Annotated in this window: 10 protein-coding genes; 9 read left to right on the top strand and 1 reads right to left on the bottom strand. The window is 28.8% G+C overall.

Annotated features, from left to right (window positions below):
• Nucleotides 1-31: 31 nt before the first annotated feature.
• The 9 genes from VJY38_RS00335 (at nucleotide 32) to VJY38_RS00295 (ending at nucleotide 14,712) form a co-directional block, all read left to right on the top strand.
• Entirely contained in the window at nucleotides 32-1,291 is a 1,260-nt protein-coding gene (locus VJY38_RS00335) for an RAD55 family ATPase (RefSeq protein ID WP_353678675.1), read from the top strand.
• Nucleotides 1,291-4,386 carry a tetratricopeptide repeat protein gene (locus VJY38_RS00330; RefSeq protein ID WP_353678674.1) on the top strand — a complete coding sequence of 1,032 codons (3,096 nt, stop codon included), beginning with the start codon at nucleotides 1,291-1,293 and terminating at the stop codon, nucleotides 4,384-4,386. Before VJY38_RS00335 ends, VJY38_RS00330 begins: the two co-directional genes overlap by 1 nt.
• Before the next feature lie 36 nt (nucleotides 4,387-4,422).
• On the top strand, nucleotides 4,423-5,688 hold the full coding sequence (locus VJY38_RS00325; RefSeq protein ID WP_353678673.1) for an SGNH/GDSL hydrolase family protein: 1,266 nt from the start codon (nucleotides 4,423-4,425) through the stop codon (nucleotides 5,686-5,688).
• A gap of 260 nt (nucleotides 5,689-5,948) precedes the next feature.
• Nucleotides 5,949-7,367 carry a glycosyltransferase family 2 protein gene (locus VJY38_RS00320; RefSeq protein ID WP_353678672.1) on the top strand — a complete coding sequence of 473 codons (1,419 nt, stop codon included), beginning with the start codon at nucleotides 5,949-5,951 and terminating at the stop codon, nucleotides 7,365-7,367.
• Nucleotides 7,368-7,382: 15 nt separating this feature from the next.
• Nucleotides 7,383-7,874 carry a hypothetical protein gene (locus tag VJY38_RS00315; RefSeq protein ID WP_353678671.1) on the top strand — a complete coding sequence of 164 codons (492 nt, stop codon included), beginning with the start codon at nucleotides 7,383-7,385 and terminating at the stop codon, nucleotides 7,872-7,874.
• Nucleotides 7,865-9,763: a hypothetical protein gene (locus VJY38_RS00310; RefSeq protein ID WP_353678670.1), complete on the top strand. Its 1,899-nt coding sequence runs from the start codon at nucleotides 7,865-7,867 to the stop codon at nucleotides 9,761-9,763. The genes VJY38_RS00315 and VJY38_RS00310 overlap by 10 nt, the downstream gene beginning before the upstream one ends.
• Before the next feature lie 35 nt (nucleotides 9,764-9,798).
• The gene (locus VJY38_RS00305) at nucleotides 9,799-11,061 is read left to right on the top strand and encodes a fibronectin type III domain-containing protein (protein WP_353678669.1); all 1,263 of its coding nucleotides are present in this window, start codon (nucleotides 9,799-9,801) and stop codon (nucleotides 11,059-11,061) included.
• Nucleotides 11,062-11,070: 9 nt separating this feature from the next.
• Nucleotides 11,071-14,160, top strand: a complete 3,090-nt coding sequence (locus VJY38_RS00300; protein WP_353678668.1) for a PAS domain S-box protein — start codon at nucleotides 11,071-11,073, stop codon at nucleotides 14,158-14,160.
• Nucleotides 14,161-14,208: 48 nt separating this feature from the next.
• Nucleotides 14,209-14,712, top strand: coding sequence for a methylated-DNA--[protein]-cysteine S-methyltransferase (locus tag VJY38_RS00295; protein WP_353678667.1), 504 nt, complete (start codon nucleotides 14,209-14,211; stop codon nucleotides 14,710-14,712).
• An 11-nt stretch (nucleotides 14,713-14,723) separates the two neighbouring features.
• Here VJY38_RS00295 and VJY38_RS00290 read toward each other — a convergent pair whose 3' ends face one another.
• Nucleotides 14,724-16,028 carry an MFS transporter gene (locus VJY38_RS00290; protein WP_353678666.1) on the bottom strand — a complete coding sequence of 435 codons (1,305 nt, stop codon included), beginning with the start codon at nucleotides 16,026-16,028 and terminating at the stop codon, nucleotides 14,724-14,726.
• Between the last annotated feature and the right edge of the window lie 82 nt (nucleotides 16,029-16,110).

The following is a 16,110-nucleotide window of genomic DNA, read 5'->3' as shown; positions in this document are numbered from 1 at the left end:
TGGCATAAATATAAAAAATTGGGATTAATAAATGGTCGGTTCTGTTAAAAAGGTATTGTCTGGTTTTGCATTTATAGATAAGAATTGGGGTGGTGTCTATAGAGGTGGAAGCTACTTATTAATTGGACCAAGAAAATCTGGTAGAACATTAATAGGTTTACAATTTGCACTGGAGTCTGCAAGAACAGGCGAGACGTGTGTGTATTTTACAATTATGCGTCCAAAAGATTTAATGATTCAAGCTGCCTCACTTAATTTCGATATTCAATATTATATGAATCAAAATTTAATAATCGTTGTTCGTGTAGCTCCTCCAAATGAAATTTATGATATGTATAATCCAGATGATTATCTGGTTGAATATTTTAATGATATATTAACTGTTATTAATCAATATCATCCTACAAGAATAATTTTTGATGAAATTACTCCTTTTGTTGGTTTCAGGAATCTTGATTATTTGCGAAATACTTTCCTTCATACAATTGAAGCAATTGAAGAGAGAGATATTACAAGTCTTTTTATTATAAGTGAACCAGCAACACAAAAAGCATATTCGATAGTTGAAGGAATATCACAATTTGTTACAGGTATAATTCATCTTAAAAAAGAAACTGGCAAAGAGCGATTACAGGGTGGTATTGTTACTATTACACCAAACGTTGGTCATACAGAAGGTGAATTCAGTTCTGAATATAGAATAGTTCCAAATAAAGGTGTAACTACAGAATTTATAAAAGAACCTTTACCAACCGAAGAGTACGATAATAGTTTTACAAAAACAAAAACAAGAAATTTTACTACACCTACCAGAGTAGAAATGCCTTCTGAACCCTATGCTTTTTCTAATGTTTATAACTATCAGGATTTTTTGTTAATACTTAATAACCAGATAGCACTTTATAAAAGTACAGGACAATCATTTAATCTTGTAGCCTTCAGATTAGATCCAGTTGCTCAGGTAAGGGGACTTTTAACTATCAATCAGTTACAAAATGCAATAAGATTATCAACCAGTAAAAGAGACAAAATTTGTGTAATTGAAAATAAAGTTTTAGTACTTTTAGTAAAAGGAAGTTTAAAAGGAGTTGTAGATTTAATAACCAATGTACAAAATAATTTACCGAGCAAAGATCCTGCTTATTTAAATGCAGTAATTGATTATATATCAATATTCAATTTAACTGTAGATGAATCAATTGAAAATGCAGAATCGATGATGGAATTTGTTTTATCCGCAGAAACCTCTTCCACAAAAGCTTATCAGCCCTTAAATAAGTTTATTGGGTGATGAGTCGTTGTTTTAAAATAATTTTTACACTTTTAATATTCCTCTCATCAATTTTATATTCACAGGCAAAGACAGATGGTTTAAAACGACAGGCACTTTTTTTAATGAATGCAGGCAGGTATAGTGAAGCTATTGAACAACTTCATAAATTTATTTCTGCACATCCTCAACTTGCTGAAGGTTACCATTTACGTGGATTGTGTTATGAAAAAACAAATCAGTATCAATTTGCTGTACTCGACTTAAGAAGAGCAGTTCGTTTTGATCCTGCGAATGAACAAATAAAAAAAGATTTAAATAGAGTAATTTCAGTTTGGCATCAACAACTGTATCAAAAAATTGAAGGACATAAAAGAGATATTGCAATTAATCCCAAAAATCCATTTAACTATCTTGAAATTGGAAAATCTTATAGATGGTTAGAAGAATGGAATAATGCAGAACAATGGTATGATGAATATTTGAAAAGAGATGATAATGCTTCGCCAGATGAAATTATAAGATATACAGAAATACTGGCTAAAACAGGTTCGATTGCTAAAGGTGAAAGAATATTAAAAATTTATGTTGAACGATATCCTGATGATTGGAGATTATGGAGCAGATATGGATATTTTACTTTGTGGCTTGGTAAATATAAAATTGCAGAAAATGCTTTTAAAAAAGCACTTGAAATTAAACCATATTTTAAAGAAGCTCAGGATGGATTGGATATAACTCGCAATCAAGCATATTTATTACAATATCAACCAAGATCTTTTGAATATGTATATCCAATCGATAGATACTATGCTCAATTAAAAAGAAATCCAGATGATGATAAAACAAGATTTGCACTTGTAAAAGAATTAATCAATGCTAATCGTTATGAAGAAGCATATCAACAACTTCAGTATCTACAAAATAAATATTCAGAAGATGTAGAGTTTAAAACACTCTATCAAAAAGTTACTGCATACAGAGATAGCACTTATAATTCAACCATTGAATATTACACAGGTATATTGAAAGAAAATCCTGCAAATAAAGAAGCTGTTATTAAACTTGCAGAAGCTTATGGCAATTTACTTTATTATGATAATGCAATAGAAGTTTTAGAAGAATATCTTAAAGATAAACCAGAAAATGAAGAACTTGATGTTCGCTTTTTATATGCAAAATTTTGTGCCTGGAATTATGATTGGGAAAAAGCAATTTCGCAGTTAAATATACTTCTTAAAATTGATCCAGATAATTTAGATTATCAATTATTGCGAGCTCAAATTGCTGTATGGACAGTTCTTGATTTAGATCTTGCAGAAAATTATTTATTAAATGTTATTAAAAATCGACCAAGAGAATTACCTGCATATTTATCATTAGTGTCATTGTATAGTTGGAAAAAGAATTTTCCAGAAGCAAAGAAATATTTAGATATTGCTAAAGAAATTGATCCTAATAATCCAGAAGTAATTAGTTCAGAAAGTAATTATGAATTACATCTTTCTGCATACGAAGAAATAAAAGTCTTTGAAATTCGAGCTGAAGCTGAAAAACTTTTTATGGAAGGAAATTGTCAGGATGCACGAACTAAATATGAAGAATATTTCTCTAAGAGAACTGGACCTACAAGAGATGAACTAATAGAATATGCCAATATAGTTTCTTGTGCAGAAGATTATCTTAAAGCACTCGAAATTTATGATAAGATTTTATCAGAAGAATTTGATTTTAAGGTTGCACTTCAGAGAATAAATGTTTTGTATCTAAATAAAGATAGTATTAAAGCAGTTGAAGAACTTGAACAGCTAAGCAATCGTGATACACTTGATATAGAATCAAAAATGGATTTGGCTAATGCTTTCAGTATGATTGGACTTCCATTAAAAGCAGATTCAATTTATAATGCAATTAAAGATAGCTTAAAAACACCAGAAGAATTAAGTCTACTTAACGAAAAATTAATTACTCTGGGAAATTCTTATGTAAGAACAAAACAATTGGAAAGAGCAGAAAAAATTTTTAATGAACTATTAAAAGTTGCCGAAGATGAAGAATTAAAAAGAAAAATTAATAATCAAAGATTATATCTTGCAGATGCCTACGCTTTACAGAATAGATGGGGTAAAGCAGAAGATATTTATGATGAATTACTTGAACAGGCTAAAGACACTAATGAAATTAATTTGTTGAAACAAAGATTAAGCTGGATTCCACCTTATGGTTTCAAAAAAGGAATTTATGTTTTGAAGAGTATTATTTTTCCAACAAATATTGGTATATCTCCTTATTCCAGTTTTTATGGTGATAATCAAAATTTTAGATTGTGGAATTATGGTTTAAGTGTAGATGGCGGGTTTATTGGTTATCTTGGTATAGGTGCTTCTTATAATAATGCAAGAATAAATAATAAAATAATCTCAAGAGATTTTACTTCAATTAGAGCTAATCTTTCTCTTTATATTATGAAAGAATTATCTTTATCTGGAAGTTATGGAATATTAAATATTCTGGGTGAAAGCAATAGAAAGATTGGAACAGCTTCTGCAAGATTTGAAAAACAGGATGAATTACTTTTAAATGCATACTATGAAAATAATGATGCAAGATTAATTCTTTATTCACCTTACTTAATGAACACGAGATTGAAAGCAGAATTGTACAGGATTTACGGAAGTTATTTCTATAATAATCAATTGAAGTTAATAATCAATTATAGTTATTATAATGTTTCTGATAAAAATGAAGGGAACGATTTCCTGTTTAGAGTAGGTAGACAGTTTTTTAAAAATGGCATTATTGGTTATGAATATTATTTTTCTGATTTTGCATATGTATCTTCACTTTATTATTCTCCACAAAACTTTATTTCGCATAGTATCTGGGGAGAATATAAATGGTATAATAAAAGTGGGATTAATATTAATTTTACTGGAAAAGTAGGTTATGTTCCTGCAATTGATTTTTTTGTTAGTGAATATTTTATTGATGCAAATTACAAACCAGTTCCAAATTTGAATCTTAATGGTAGAGCTGGTTTTTCAAACAGCTACAGGTTTGATTCTGTTTATCAATCTTTTTCAATATCTTTTTCTTTGTACTGGAATATATTTTAATTTGGAACTATTTGGAAATTAAAAATCTGGGGAAATATGAATTCAAAAAATATATTGTTTTTTTTACTGCTTATATTATTGTTTACAATTAATAATTATGCAAAAGTTATTAATAGCAATTCTATTCCATTAATTATAAATGATGTAATTGTATGTAGTGATAACACGAATGTCTCTTCTCAAAAAACACTGGGAAAATTTGTACCATTAACAGGCGATATAGAACAATTAAAAAATTTTTTTAATGCACTAAAAAATTCTAAAAATAGAATAATTAAAATAGCACACTATGGCGATTCTTTAATTCAGGGAGATGTGATTACAGAATATTTAAGAGAGTTTTTTCAAGAAAAATTTGGAGGTAAGGGAATAGGATTTTTATCAATTGTTTCGAATGATATAAAAATGAAAACCAGTATCAGGCATTCATATTCAGATGATTGGAAATATGTCTCTATAGTTACACGTAATCCAGAAAATTTACCACTTGGTATTAGTGGAGCAGTTGCAATACCTAAAATTAATAGCTGGGTAAAATACGAAACAACAGAAAACTTAAAATCTACAAGCAGTTTCAATTTAGTAAAAATTTATTATAGCAATGCAGATAATAATTCTGTAATTCAATATAAGATAAATAATGGGAATGCAACTAATATAAATTTAGAGTCTGGACAGTCCTTAAAAGAATTGAAAATTAATTTAAATGTTCCAGGAAAATCATTTGAAATGAAATTTATTTCAGGGAAAGCTCCATATATTTATGGTGTTAGTCTTGAAAGTGGTAATGGTGTATATGTAGATAATTTTCCAATGCCAGGAAATTCTGGAGTTTCGTTATTACAAATTTCTGAATCGGTTTTACAGGATTTCAAGAAGTATTCTGATTATTCATTAATCATTTTAACTTATGGTGCAAATGTTAATGCACCTAAAAAAGAGATATTTAATTACTACGAAAGTAAAATGATTAATGTCATCGAATTTTTAAGACGTGCTTTTCCCAATGCAGGTATTATTCTGGTAGGAGTTGGAGATAAAACAATGAAGGTAGGAAACAAATTTATTACAAATCCCGATGTACCATTATTGCTTGCTGCACAAAAGAAAATAACTGAAAAATCTAAAGTTGCTTTCTGGAATTTATGGGAAGCTATGGGAGGAGAAAATTCTATGATTGAATGGGTTAGTGCAAATCCACCAATGGCACTAAAGGATTTTTCGCATTTTACACAAATTGGGGGGAAAAGAATAGCCCAATTACTTTTTGATGCTATTATGGATGCATATAAAAAAATGTAAAAAATATGTTCATTAAACAAATCACTTTGACAATTCACTTATACCTATCTTTTAGATTATTTTAATAACTCTTTATCTTGCAATAATTTAAATAATACTTTATATTCCTTAAGCAGATGTATAAATATGAGTCATTATTTGGGTTTTGTTTTTTAATGGGACTTTTTATTTTATGAAATTATTAAAAATAATGACAGAATTGAATTTTTCATCCTGGCATTTATTTTGAACTTATACTTAAGCTAATAATAGATATGTAAATGGATAAATTAAAATATCAAATAGTATTAGATAATAGAGAATTAAAACCACCAAAACGAAATGAGGCAAAAGAAAAGTTACGCACAATTCTCATTTCTGGTTTCTTATCAATTTTATTGATTTTGACAATAATTTTTACAATGCCGCTTACAATTCTTACTTGGAGTGGTTTATTCGTTTATTCATCAATAGTATCTTTAGTAATCTTTTTGTTTATTTTATTATTCAGGTACTTTGGAATTTTATTTATGGCATATTTTTATAATACCAAATACACTGTACAAACCAAACCAGGTTATTATCCATTTGTTTCAATTATTGTTCCTGTTTATAATGAAGGGAAAATTTTGAAAAACTCAATTGATTCTCTTCTTAATTTGGATTATCCAAATTATGAAATAATAATAGTTAATGATGGTTCGACAGACAACACTGCTGAGATAGGAGAATCTCTTGTGGGTTATCATAAGGGTAGAACAAGTATGGTAAAAATTTCTCTTATTAATAAACCAAATGGAGGTAAAGCTAAAGCACTTAATGCTGGGATTCAATATTCCGAAGCACAATTTGTATTGTGTATGGATGGCGATTCTCAATTAACACCAGATACATTAAAAGCTGCGATGAGACATTTTGTTGATCCAAGTGTTGGAGCAGTTGCGGGAAATGTAAAAGTTCAAAATAGAAAAAAAATAATTACTGATCTTCAAGCCTTAGAATATCTGGAAGGCTTAAATTTAGCACGCAGTGCCCAGGGATTTTTACAAATGGTAAATATCATTCCTGGTCCTATTGGTGTATTCCGTAAAACTACTTTAAGAGATGCTGGATTTTATTCAAGCGATACTTATGCAGAAGATGCTGATATTACATTAAAAATATTAGCTAAAGGATGGAAGATTATTTATGAACCAAATGCGATAGCATATACAGAAGCACCTGCTACTATACACCAGCTTCTAAAACAAAGATATCGCTGGACAAGAGGCATTTTGCAAGCAATTAGAAAACATAAAAGATATTTGATTAATCCCACATTGAATTTTGGTAATAGCTTTATAATGTGGTCAATGTTTTACGAAGCACTTATCTGGCCTGCTATGAATATATTTGTCAACCTTTACTTTATAATAGTAGCTTTGTTATATGGTATTCATATAACTTTATTTTTATGGTGGGTAGGAATTGCAGTTTTAGATTTAATGTCTGCAGTTTACTGTGTGGCTGCAGAAAGAGAAGAATTTCGTTTAGTTCCATATGCAATTATTTATAGAATATTTTTTATTTTACTTATAGATGTAACAAAAGCAATGGCAACTATTGAGGAGTTTATTGGATTTAGAATGACCTGGGGTAAATTAGAAAGAATTGGTAATGCAGACATGCTGGCAACTCAGGGATTGAAAGCGTTTAAATAAAAATTTGAGGTAGAAATGGAATTAATTCCAATATTATCATTAATAATACTTGTTGCAACAATTTCGACTTTTATTCTTGCAGTTGGAGCATATATTTTATATAAAGTTAGAGAACGCAAAGGGATTGCAGAAAAAGCTCCACAACCTGCAGCAATTCCTGCTGAATTAATTGCACCAGCTCCTTTACAAGCCGAACAAAGAGTTGCAGCACAAGAACGAAAGACATTTGAAGTGGTTCAACCTCCACAGTATGGTTATGAATATCAACGAGCTGCTCCTTATGAACAGGAAGAATCAAAAGGTCCAGAATTGAGACCTACTTTTGTAGGTGGTGCACCAAGACAATATCAGGGAAGTGAATATCAACGTAGAACCGATGAACAAGTTTCAGGCTCAGTTGCAGAACGATATTCACCTAAAAGAAAATTTGTTAGATATACAGGTGAAGGCTACGAAGAACCTGTGAAGCAAGAAAAAAAACAAGAGGAAAACCTTAGGTGGCGATAATTGAAAACAGAGGTTTAAGAGTTAATTATTTGATTATTTTTCTGAGTGGACTTGTTCTTGTCATTACAGGTATTCTTGTTTTTTTACTAATAGTAAAAAATATTTATGGAAATTATGATCTAAAAGAAATTTTACCTACCAGAGATAATATTAAATCTATTAGTAGCAACCTCAAATCAAAAAAAGTAGCCATACTCTACTCCCAGTATACCGAAAATATGCTACCTGCTGGAAGTACCTGGTTGAAAGATAATATCGATACTTGGAAAAGATTTCTAAGAAATTTTAAAATAAATTATGATATAATTTCAGACCAAACTATAGAATTAGGCGAGCACTTCGAATATAAACTTATTGTATTGCCAGGAACAAAATCTTTAAGCGATAAAGAACTTGTGCAATTAAAAAAATATCTTGAAAATGGTGGAAGTTTATTTGTAACTGGTGGACCTGCAACTTATTCTGATGAAGGGAAATGGCGTGGGTGGGATTTTTTCACAGAAGTTTTTGGACTAAAATTCAATAAAGAAATTAAACCAGAAGAAACATATAAAGTACATACTTTAAGAGGTAACCTGCCTATTACTGCTGGAATTCCAACAGGTTATGCACTCAAAATTGCTACATGGGATAGACCTATCTATGCAGAGGTACTCGAGCCAAGAACTGTACAGGTAAGTTTCTGGTATGATTTCAGACGAGAAGCTGGTTTAGTTCGCGAAGAAATTCAAAAAAGTGCAGGTATTGCTTATGGTACTTATGGTAAAGGTAGATTTATCTGGTATGGCTTTGAATTAAATTCTGTATTGGGTGTACAAAAAGATTTTGTCTACTTTGAAAAATTATTTAATAATTCTATCAACTGGTTAACGTATCAACCAACAGCTTTTGTAAAAGAATGGCCTTCTAATTATAAAGCAGCATTAATTTTACTTCCAACATTAACAACAAATGTGAATAATATTAATCTTCTTAAAAATGTTGTTGACCTTAAACAATATCCAGCTACTTTTTTTGTTGATGTTACTACTGCAAGTAAAAATAGAAATTTAATAAAATCATTGGCAAAGTTAGGAGAAATTGGTGCAATTGTAGATATAGGTTATATTGAATCTCCAGAAGATACAGTGAACGAACTTTTTAATAAAGAAACTCAATTTTTAAATATAAGTCACGCAGTAGATACTTTAAGAAAATTAACAGGGAAAGAAATTAAAGCTATAATGCCTCTGTATGGCTATTATAATGACAATACTCTTCAAGTAATGGCAGCAAAAAATATTGAATATCTCGTTACAGATTCTCTTACAGATCGCTCAGTACCAGAAATGCGCATGCGAAATAATAAATTGATCATGATTATTACTAAAACTGCGAGAGATGATTATGAAGTTGTAAAAAAATATGGACTAACGAATATCGATTTTCAAAGATATACTTATGAAGAAGATATAGATAGAATTTTATTTGAAGGAGGATTGTATGTTTTCAAAGTACATACAGAGTTTCAATTGCAACCTGATTATGTATCTGTAATCAGAGATGTGCTGCGTTATGCTAAAAGTAAGAATTTCTGGATTACTACATTAACTGATTTACAGGCTTGGTGGAAGAAAAAACAACAAATAGAAATTCGTTATGAAGCAAGAAGTAAAAGAAGAATTTCAATTGAGTTTACTAATCCAAGTGATCTAATTGCAGAAAATTTAGTTATTCAGGTTAATCTAAATAAAAAATTTAAAAATGTTGAAATAACATCTGATATTATAAATACTCCAATTCCTAAATATCAAATAAATCCAGATGAGCAGTTAATTAACTTTTATTTAGATAAACTCGAACCTCATGAAACTCGTTCAATGTTAATCGATTTTGAAAATGTAGAATAAAAATTAATGATAATTTTAGCTAAGTTTAAAGTGCTATGAAAAATATTTTTAATAATATTATTACACCTGTTGATTTAAAATCCTGTTATTTTCTTATATCAATAATATTTTTATTTATTAGTTGTGTAGAACCATTGACTGATTCCCAGCAAAGCACAACTCCTAATATCGAAATTATTAAACCAGTTACTGGTGATTCAATCATGGTCGGAAAAAATCGAGTAGAATATAAAGCAAGTGATGGAACTGGTGGACAGGGTTTATCTTTTTATGAAGTATTTATTAATAATAGATTTGTAAAAAGATATGCTCAGAATGAAGATGGAACAAATCCAGATATATATCTTGAAATAGATTCTACACTTCTTGGCAGTTCAATTAATTATTACATAAAAGTTTATAACAAATCAGGCAAATCAAAAGAAAGCAAACTACAGGAAAATATTTTTATTAAGGATAAACCTCCTGCAGCTCCATCGAATTTAATAATTAAAAAGACAAGTGATTATTCTGCAATACTACTTTGGAATGATAATTCAAATAATGAAAAGGGATTTGAACTCTGGAGAAAAGATGGTGGTGGTGGAGTGTACAGAAAAATTAAGACTCTTCCTGTAAATACAATAAGCACAACGGATGATGGACTATCTCCTTTTATTGATTATTTTTATAAAGTCAGAGCATTTAATGATTCTGGACAATCTGAATTTAGTAATGAAGCCAGTACCTCTAATTTACCAGGTGGACAATGGAATCTTCAAGCAGAAGCTATTGGTGCAAGTCTTATCATCCTAAAATGGAATGATTTTGCAGTTAATGAACTCGGCTTCAAAATTGAACGTGCGAATTCTTATACAAACACCTGGGAAGTAATTGATATTGTATCTCCAAATCAGACAGAGTATGAAGATAATAATGTTCAACCAAGTACAGCTTATAAATATAGAGTAGCATATTTTACTTCTAATTCAGTAAGTGGTTATTCCAACGAAGTTTCAATTTCTACTTTTTATACTGATGTAGATGGTCCAAGTAATCTTACGGCTTATTATTCTTCGGGTGTAATTTTACAATGGACTAATAATGATAAATTACAATTAACCAGGGGAACAATTATCGAAAAAAGAGCTGGGAGTTATGGTAAATTTGTAGAAATTGGTAATGTGGAATCTGATTCAACAAGCTTTGTTGATTATAATATTGAATCGGGTAAAACTTATTATTATAGAGTAAGACAGAAATTATCTAATAGAATTTATACACCTTACTCTAATACTGTATCTATTACAATACCATGATTTTGACTTATGACAGAAGAAATTAGAAATAGTAAAACAAATTCTAAAACACAGGTAGAGTTGTTTAATCTGATAATAGATAAGAGTGGAAAAATTGTAGCTATTAGTCCTGCTGTTAAAAAGATAATTCCTGAAGCAGCTCCACAGAAAAATTTATTCGAACTTTTTAATGAAGATGAAATCATTTCACTTCAAAGAATTTTTCTGGATGCAAGAAAATATGAAACAACAGGAAGAGATTATGTAGAATTAAAATTTGAAAACGAAAAGAAAACTTATGAATTTGTTATTTCACCATTGAGAAGTGAAAATAATGTTTATTTTTATATTGATATTTTACCAGTAGAAATTGCAGAGTCTAAACAGAGAGTAGAAAAATTCATCATTGCTACTTCTGAAATTGAAAAATTAAGTAGTAATAAAAAAATACATTCAATTATTGATAAAATTAAAATTACATTTCCCTTTACCTTTATTGAAAAAGCTAAAATTCAAAAAGAAATTAATGAACTTGATGAATTTTTCTGGATTAAAGAACCATCTGGCAAATTTATTTTGGTTAATGAGACTTATGCTTCGGCACTGGGATTTACATCATCTCAATTAGAAAATAAAAAAGAAGAAGATTTTCTTCCTAAATATTTGATACCACTTTATCAAACAATCAATAACTATATTAAAGAAACTTCTAATGCAGTAATAGTTGAAGGGAATGTTACACCAATAGCAGGTCGATTAGAAAAAAATATAAACATAATTCAATTTCCGATTTGCGACTTAGATAATAAAGTGGTTGCAATCATAGGTTTTTCTCAAAGAGAAGAAAGAAAAGTAGCTGAAGGTGAAAGTTTAATTAATAATATTGCATTAAAAAATTTACCTGTTCCATTTTTATTTTTAAGTCCAGAGAATATCATATTAGCATATAGTAACAAACTTCTACCTCTATTGAATATAACTGATGTAATAAATAAGTCTATAATTCAAGTATTGCCTAAAAATATTGTTGAAATTATCAATAAGTATACTTTTGATATAAATCAGAGAGATACCATAAAATTCAATTTTGATCTTTCAAAAGATATTGTTTTTGAGATTACTGCACAAAAAGTATATGATCAAAGTAAGTTTTTAGGTACAATTATTCTTTTCATGAAGAAAGAGTTGAACGAATCTTTACTCAATCAACAAAATAATTTTTATGACCAGATTATTCAAAATATTCCAGAAGCTATATACATATATGACCTTGAGAATTTAAAATTCCTTGAAGTTAATGATGCTGCTTTGAAGTTATATGGTTATAAAAGAAATGAATTTCTTAACATGGATCTTACAGATTTATTTTCTCCTGAAGATATTCAAACTCTGATTCAAAGTAGTGATAGCAAATCTTTTATAAATTTAAATGGACCATGGAGACATAAAAGAAGTGATGGTTCTTTTATTATTGTAAATACAAACAGAATTTCAATTGAATATAAAAATAAGAAAGCACACTTAAATATAATTACTGATATTACAAAGGAAGCAGAAGAAAAAGTAAAATTACAACTCTATCAGAATGCTTATGAAAACACGAGTGATTTGATAATTATAACTGATAAAGATGGTTTTATTATTGATATTAATGATAATGTTTCTAAAAAGTTAGGATTTTCGAAGAAAGATTTGGGAGCACGTCCTTTAATCAGCCTTGTTTCTGATGAAGAGAGAGCAAAGGTAAATAAAAATGTTTTCCATTCTAATACTTTTAAAAAAGTAACGTTAGAAGTAAATCTTAAGAAACAAACTGGGGATTATCAAAAAGCCATTTTAATTTCAACACCAATAAAAAATTATCAAGGTGAAATAGAATCATATCTGGTGATTTTAAAATTACAAGAAGAAAAATTAAGTCATGAACAATTAGATGATATAAAAAAAGAAGTTACAGGTATCGATTCAACTTTTTTATCCAGCATGTTTCATGAATTACTCACCCCATTAAATGTAATATTAGGATTTACTCAAGATTTATGGGAAAGTATTGAAAATCCTACTTCTGAACAAAAAGAAGCTGTTGAAATTATAAAAGAAAATCAAAAACTGTTGATGCAAATAATGGATAATGCTGTTGATTATGCTTCCTTATTACAAAAATCGGTAAAATTAAAACCGGAGCATGTGAAGATAGATGATATACTGGATCAAATTAAGAATAATATTTACAAAGAAATAGAAATTGCTAAAAAAGAAATTATTTATGATAAAATAGATTCAAACATAATATTTGAAACTGATAAACAGAAATTTATCACATTATTGGGATTAATATTAAAATTTGTAATAAGTATTACTAAAGAAAATTCATTATATCTATCAGCTTATCAAAGAAGTTCTGATAATATAATAATTTCTTTCAGAGATAATAAAAATTCTATTTCACCTTTATTATTAAAAGGGATAAACGAAATATTTTCTGAAGAAGAAAGTGTAAGCAGAAGAAATTATGGTTTTTCAAAATTTTCTGTTAGATTGACAAAAAAATTAATTGAGTTATTATCGATTAAAAAGGAAACAATAAAGAAAGATAATTTAGATTATGAGTTCGCTCTGGTAATACCAATAAAATATGTTATGCAAAAGGATTTAAATATTGAAATAGAAGAAGTTAAGAAAGAAGAATTAAAGCAACAAAAAGCACAAGTAGAAGAGCAGGCTGATAAATTTAAAGAAAAAGAATTAGATCTAACACAACTATCATGCTTATACCTTGAAGATCAAATCGATTCTCAGATTTTATTTAAAAGTCAGATGAAAGAATTAAAATCTGTTGAAGTTGCTCCAAGTTTAGAAGCTGCACTACCATTATTAAAAACAAAAAGATTTGATTTTCTTGTAATCGATATCAATTTGCAGGGAGAATATAATGGTCTGGATGCATTAAGAATTATTCAAAAAATTCCTGGTTATAAAAATGTACCAATGATTGCATCTACGGCATATATGCAACCGGGAGCAAGAGAGGATTTTATTGCTGCAGGATTTACAGATTTCATTTCAAAACCACTCCTTAAAGAAAAAATTGTTGAAATTTTAAAAAGAATTTATAAGTAATCACTCTTTTTATTATTTTACGACAAGAATAATTCTATAAAAATAATAATGATTAATAAATACTTAGCCTACTATGAATCTCCCATTGGAACTATAAGAATTACTGCTGATGATGATTCAATAACAACTCTTCATTTCATGATTGAAATGGATGGTGTAGAATTAGAGCCAATCAATATGAATGAAACTCTTGAGAAATGTATTGAACAATTAGATTTATATTTTAAAGGAGAGTTAAGAGAGTTTGATTTGAAATTAAATCCATCCGGGACAGACTTTCAAAAGAAAGTATGGAATGAAATTTTAAAAATCCCGTATGGTAAAACTAGGTCATATCTTGATTTATCACGGTTATTGGGAAATGAAAAATCGATAAGAGCAATTGCTCGTGCAAATGGTGAAAATAAAATTGCTATAATTATTCCATGTCACAGAGTGATAGGTTCAGATAAATCGCTTACGGGTTATACATGGGGGTTATGGCGTAAAAAGTGGTTATTGAATCACGAAGCTGCAGTTGTAAGTAATGAATGTCAGCTAAGTTTATTTTAGCTTAAATAGAATCAACTTCTTTTAATAATAAACTTATTATACAAAAGCATTAATATAGTTGCCAGTAAACCCAGTCCTGCAATAATAAGAAAAATATATTGAGGCTCATGTTTAGATGTTGAGAATGTTTGATAAATCCATCCACCAAAAGTTCCACCAAAGCCCCATGCAATAGCAATTGGTAGGAATGCATATCCCTGAAACAATGCTGCCTGTCCTTTTGGAGCTAAATCAGCTACATATTCATAAAATCTTGGTGCTTGTATTTGTTCTCCAATTGAAAAGATAAAAATACCAAGTACAATCATAATAATAGAAAGAGGAATATTTGTTCCAGTTATATTAATTCCTTTTGTTATCGGGAGAATGAAAAACCACAATAGCCAGGCTGAAGTTGCTAGAATAAAACCAATGATAATTGCCTTTTGTGTAGAAATATTTTTTGTAAGTCTATTTACTGGAATTTGAAATAATATAATTGTCCATGCACCAGTTGATAAAATTAATTCAATGGGAGTATCTGGTGATATATAATCCATCACATAAAAAGGAATTATTATAAAGAATTGCCAGAACAATACCCAGTATATCCCAAATATTAATAAGAATGTTATGAATCTTAAATTCCCTAATACTTTGAATAAGTTTACAACAACAGTTTTTAATTCCTGTGAATTATTATCTAATTGACCTGATGGATTTTTATAAAAAAATCTGGTTGTTAAAAACATCAATGCACAACTTATTGCTGAGACTAAATAAACAAATTCAATCCCAAATATATCTCTAACAAAAAATGCTAAAAGTGGACCAAGTGCTGCACCAGTATTTACAAGCCAGTAATAAATAGCATATCCAAAAGATTTGGTTTCATGTGTTGTACTTAGTGCAACTGTTCCTAAAACACTCGGTTTAATGAATGAGCCACCAATAGCAGTAAAAATTAAAATAATTGTTAATATCCAGTAAAGATCAAAGTTTGAATATAAAGACGAAAAATATTTCATTCCCGTTGAACCAATCAAAAAATAACCAATTGCAAGAACTCCAAATGCGAAAGAAAATGATTTCTTAAAACCAAATTTATCTGCCAGTGCCCCAGCAAAGATAGGGAGTAAGTAAATTAATCCTCCAAAGATTGATGATAATTGTCCAGCTTGAATTTCATTGAATTTTAGATGATCTCGTAAAAAAATACTCAGGATTGTTGCCTGTCCATAATAAGCTAACCTTTCAAATAATTCCATACCATTAGCAATCCAGAAAGATGATGTAAAACTATTTTTAATTTTTTTTAATGAAGAAATTATGTTCATATTATTCCTCTGGATTAATCAAAATTAAAATACAATATAAAAGCAAATTAATATTAATTTATAAAAATATCATAAAGAATTT

This window comes from Rosettibacter firmus, assembly GCF_036860695.1.
Classification (GTDB): Bacteria; Bacteroidota; Ignavibacteria; order Ignavibacteriales; family Melioribacteraceae; genus Rosettibacter; species Rosettibacter firmus.
This window is presented reverse-complemented; position numbering and strand designations above follow the sequence as displayed.

What these genes read in the sequence shown, in the direction of transcription:
- VJY38_RS00335 (WP_353678675.1), top strand. Translation starts at nt 32, where the DNA reads ATGGTCGGTTCTGTTAAAAAGGTATTGTCTGGTTTTGCATTTATAGAT.
- VJY38_RS00330 (WP_353678674.1), top strand. Translation starts at nt 1,291, where the DNA reads ATGAGTCGTTGTTTTAAAATAATTTTTACACTTTTAATATTCCTCTCA.
- VJY38_RS00325 (WP_353678673.1), top strand. Translation starts at nt 4,423, where the DNA reads ATGAATTCAAAAAATATATTGTTTTTTTTACTGCTTATATTATTGTTT.
- VJY38_RS00320 (WP_353678672.1), top strand. Translation starts at nt 5,949, where the DNA reads ATGGATAAATTAAAATATCAAATAGTATTAGATAATAGAGAATTAAAA.
- VJY38_RS00315 (WP_353678671.1), top strand. Translation starts at nt 7,383, where the DNA reads ATGGAATTAATTCCAATATTATCATTAATAATACTTGTTGCAACAATT.
- VJY38_RS00305 (WP_353678669.1), top strand. Translation starts at nt 9,799, where the DNA reads ATGAAAAATATTTTTAATAATATTATTACACCTGTTGATTTAAAATCC.
- VJY38_RS00300 (WP_353678668.1), top strand. Translation starts at nt 11,071, where the DNA reads ATGACAGAAGAAATTAGAAATAGTAAAACAAATTCTAAAACACAGGTA.
- VJY38_RS00295 (WP_353678667.1), top strand. Translation starts at nt 14,209, where the DNA reads ATGATTAATAAATACTTAGCCTACTATGAATCTCCCATTGGAACTATA.
- VJY38_RS00290 (WP_353678666.1), bottom strand. Translation starts at nt 16,028, where the DNA reads ATGAACATAATTTCTTCATTAAAAAAAATTAAAAATAGTTTTACATCA.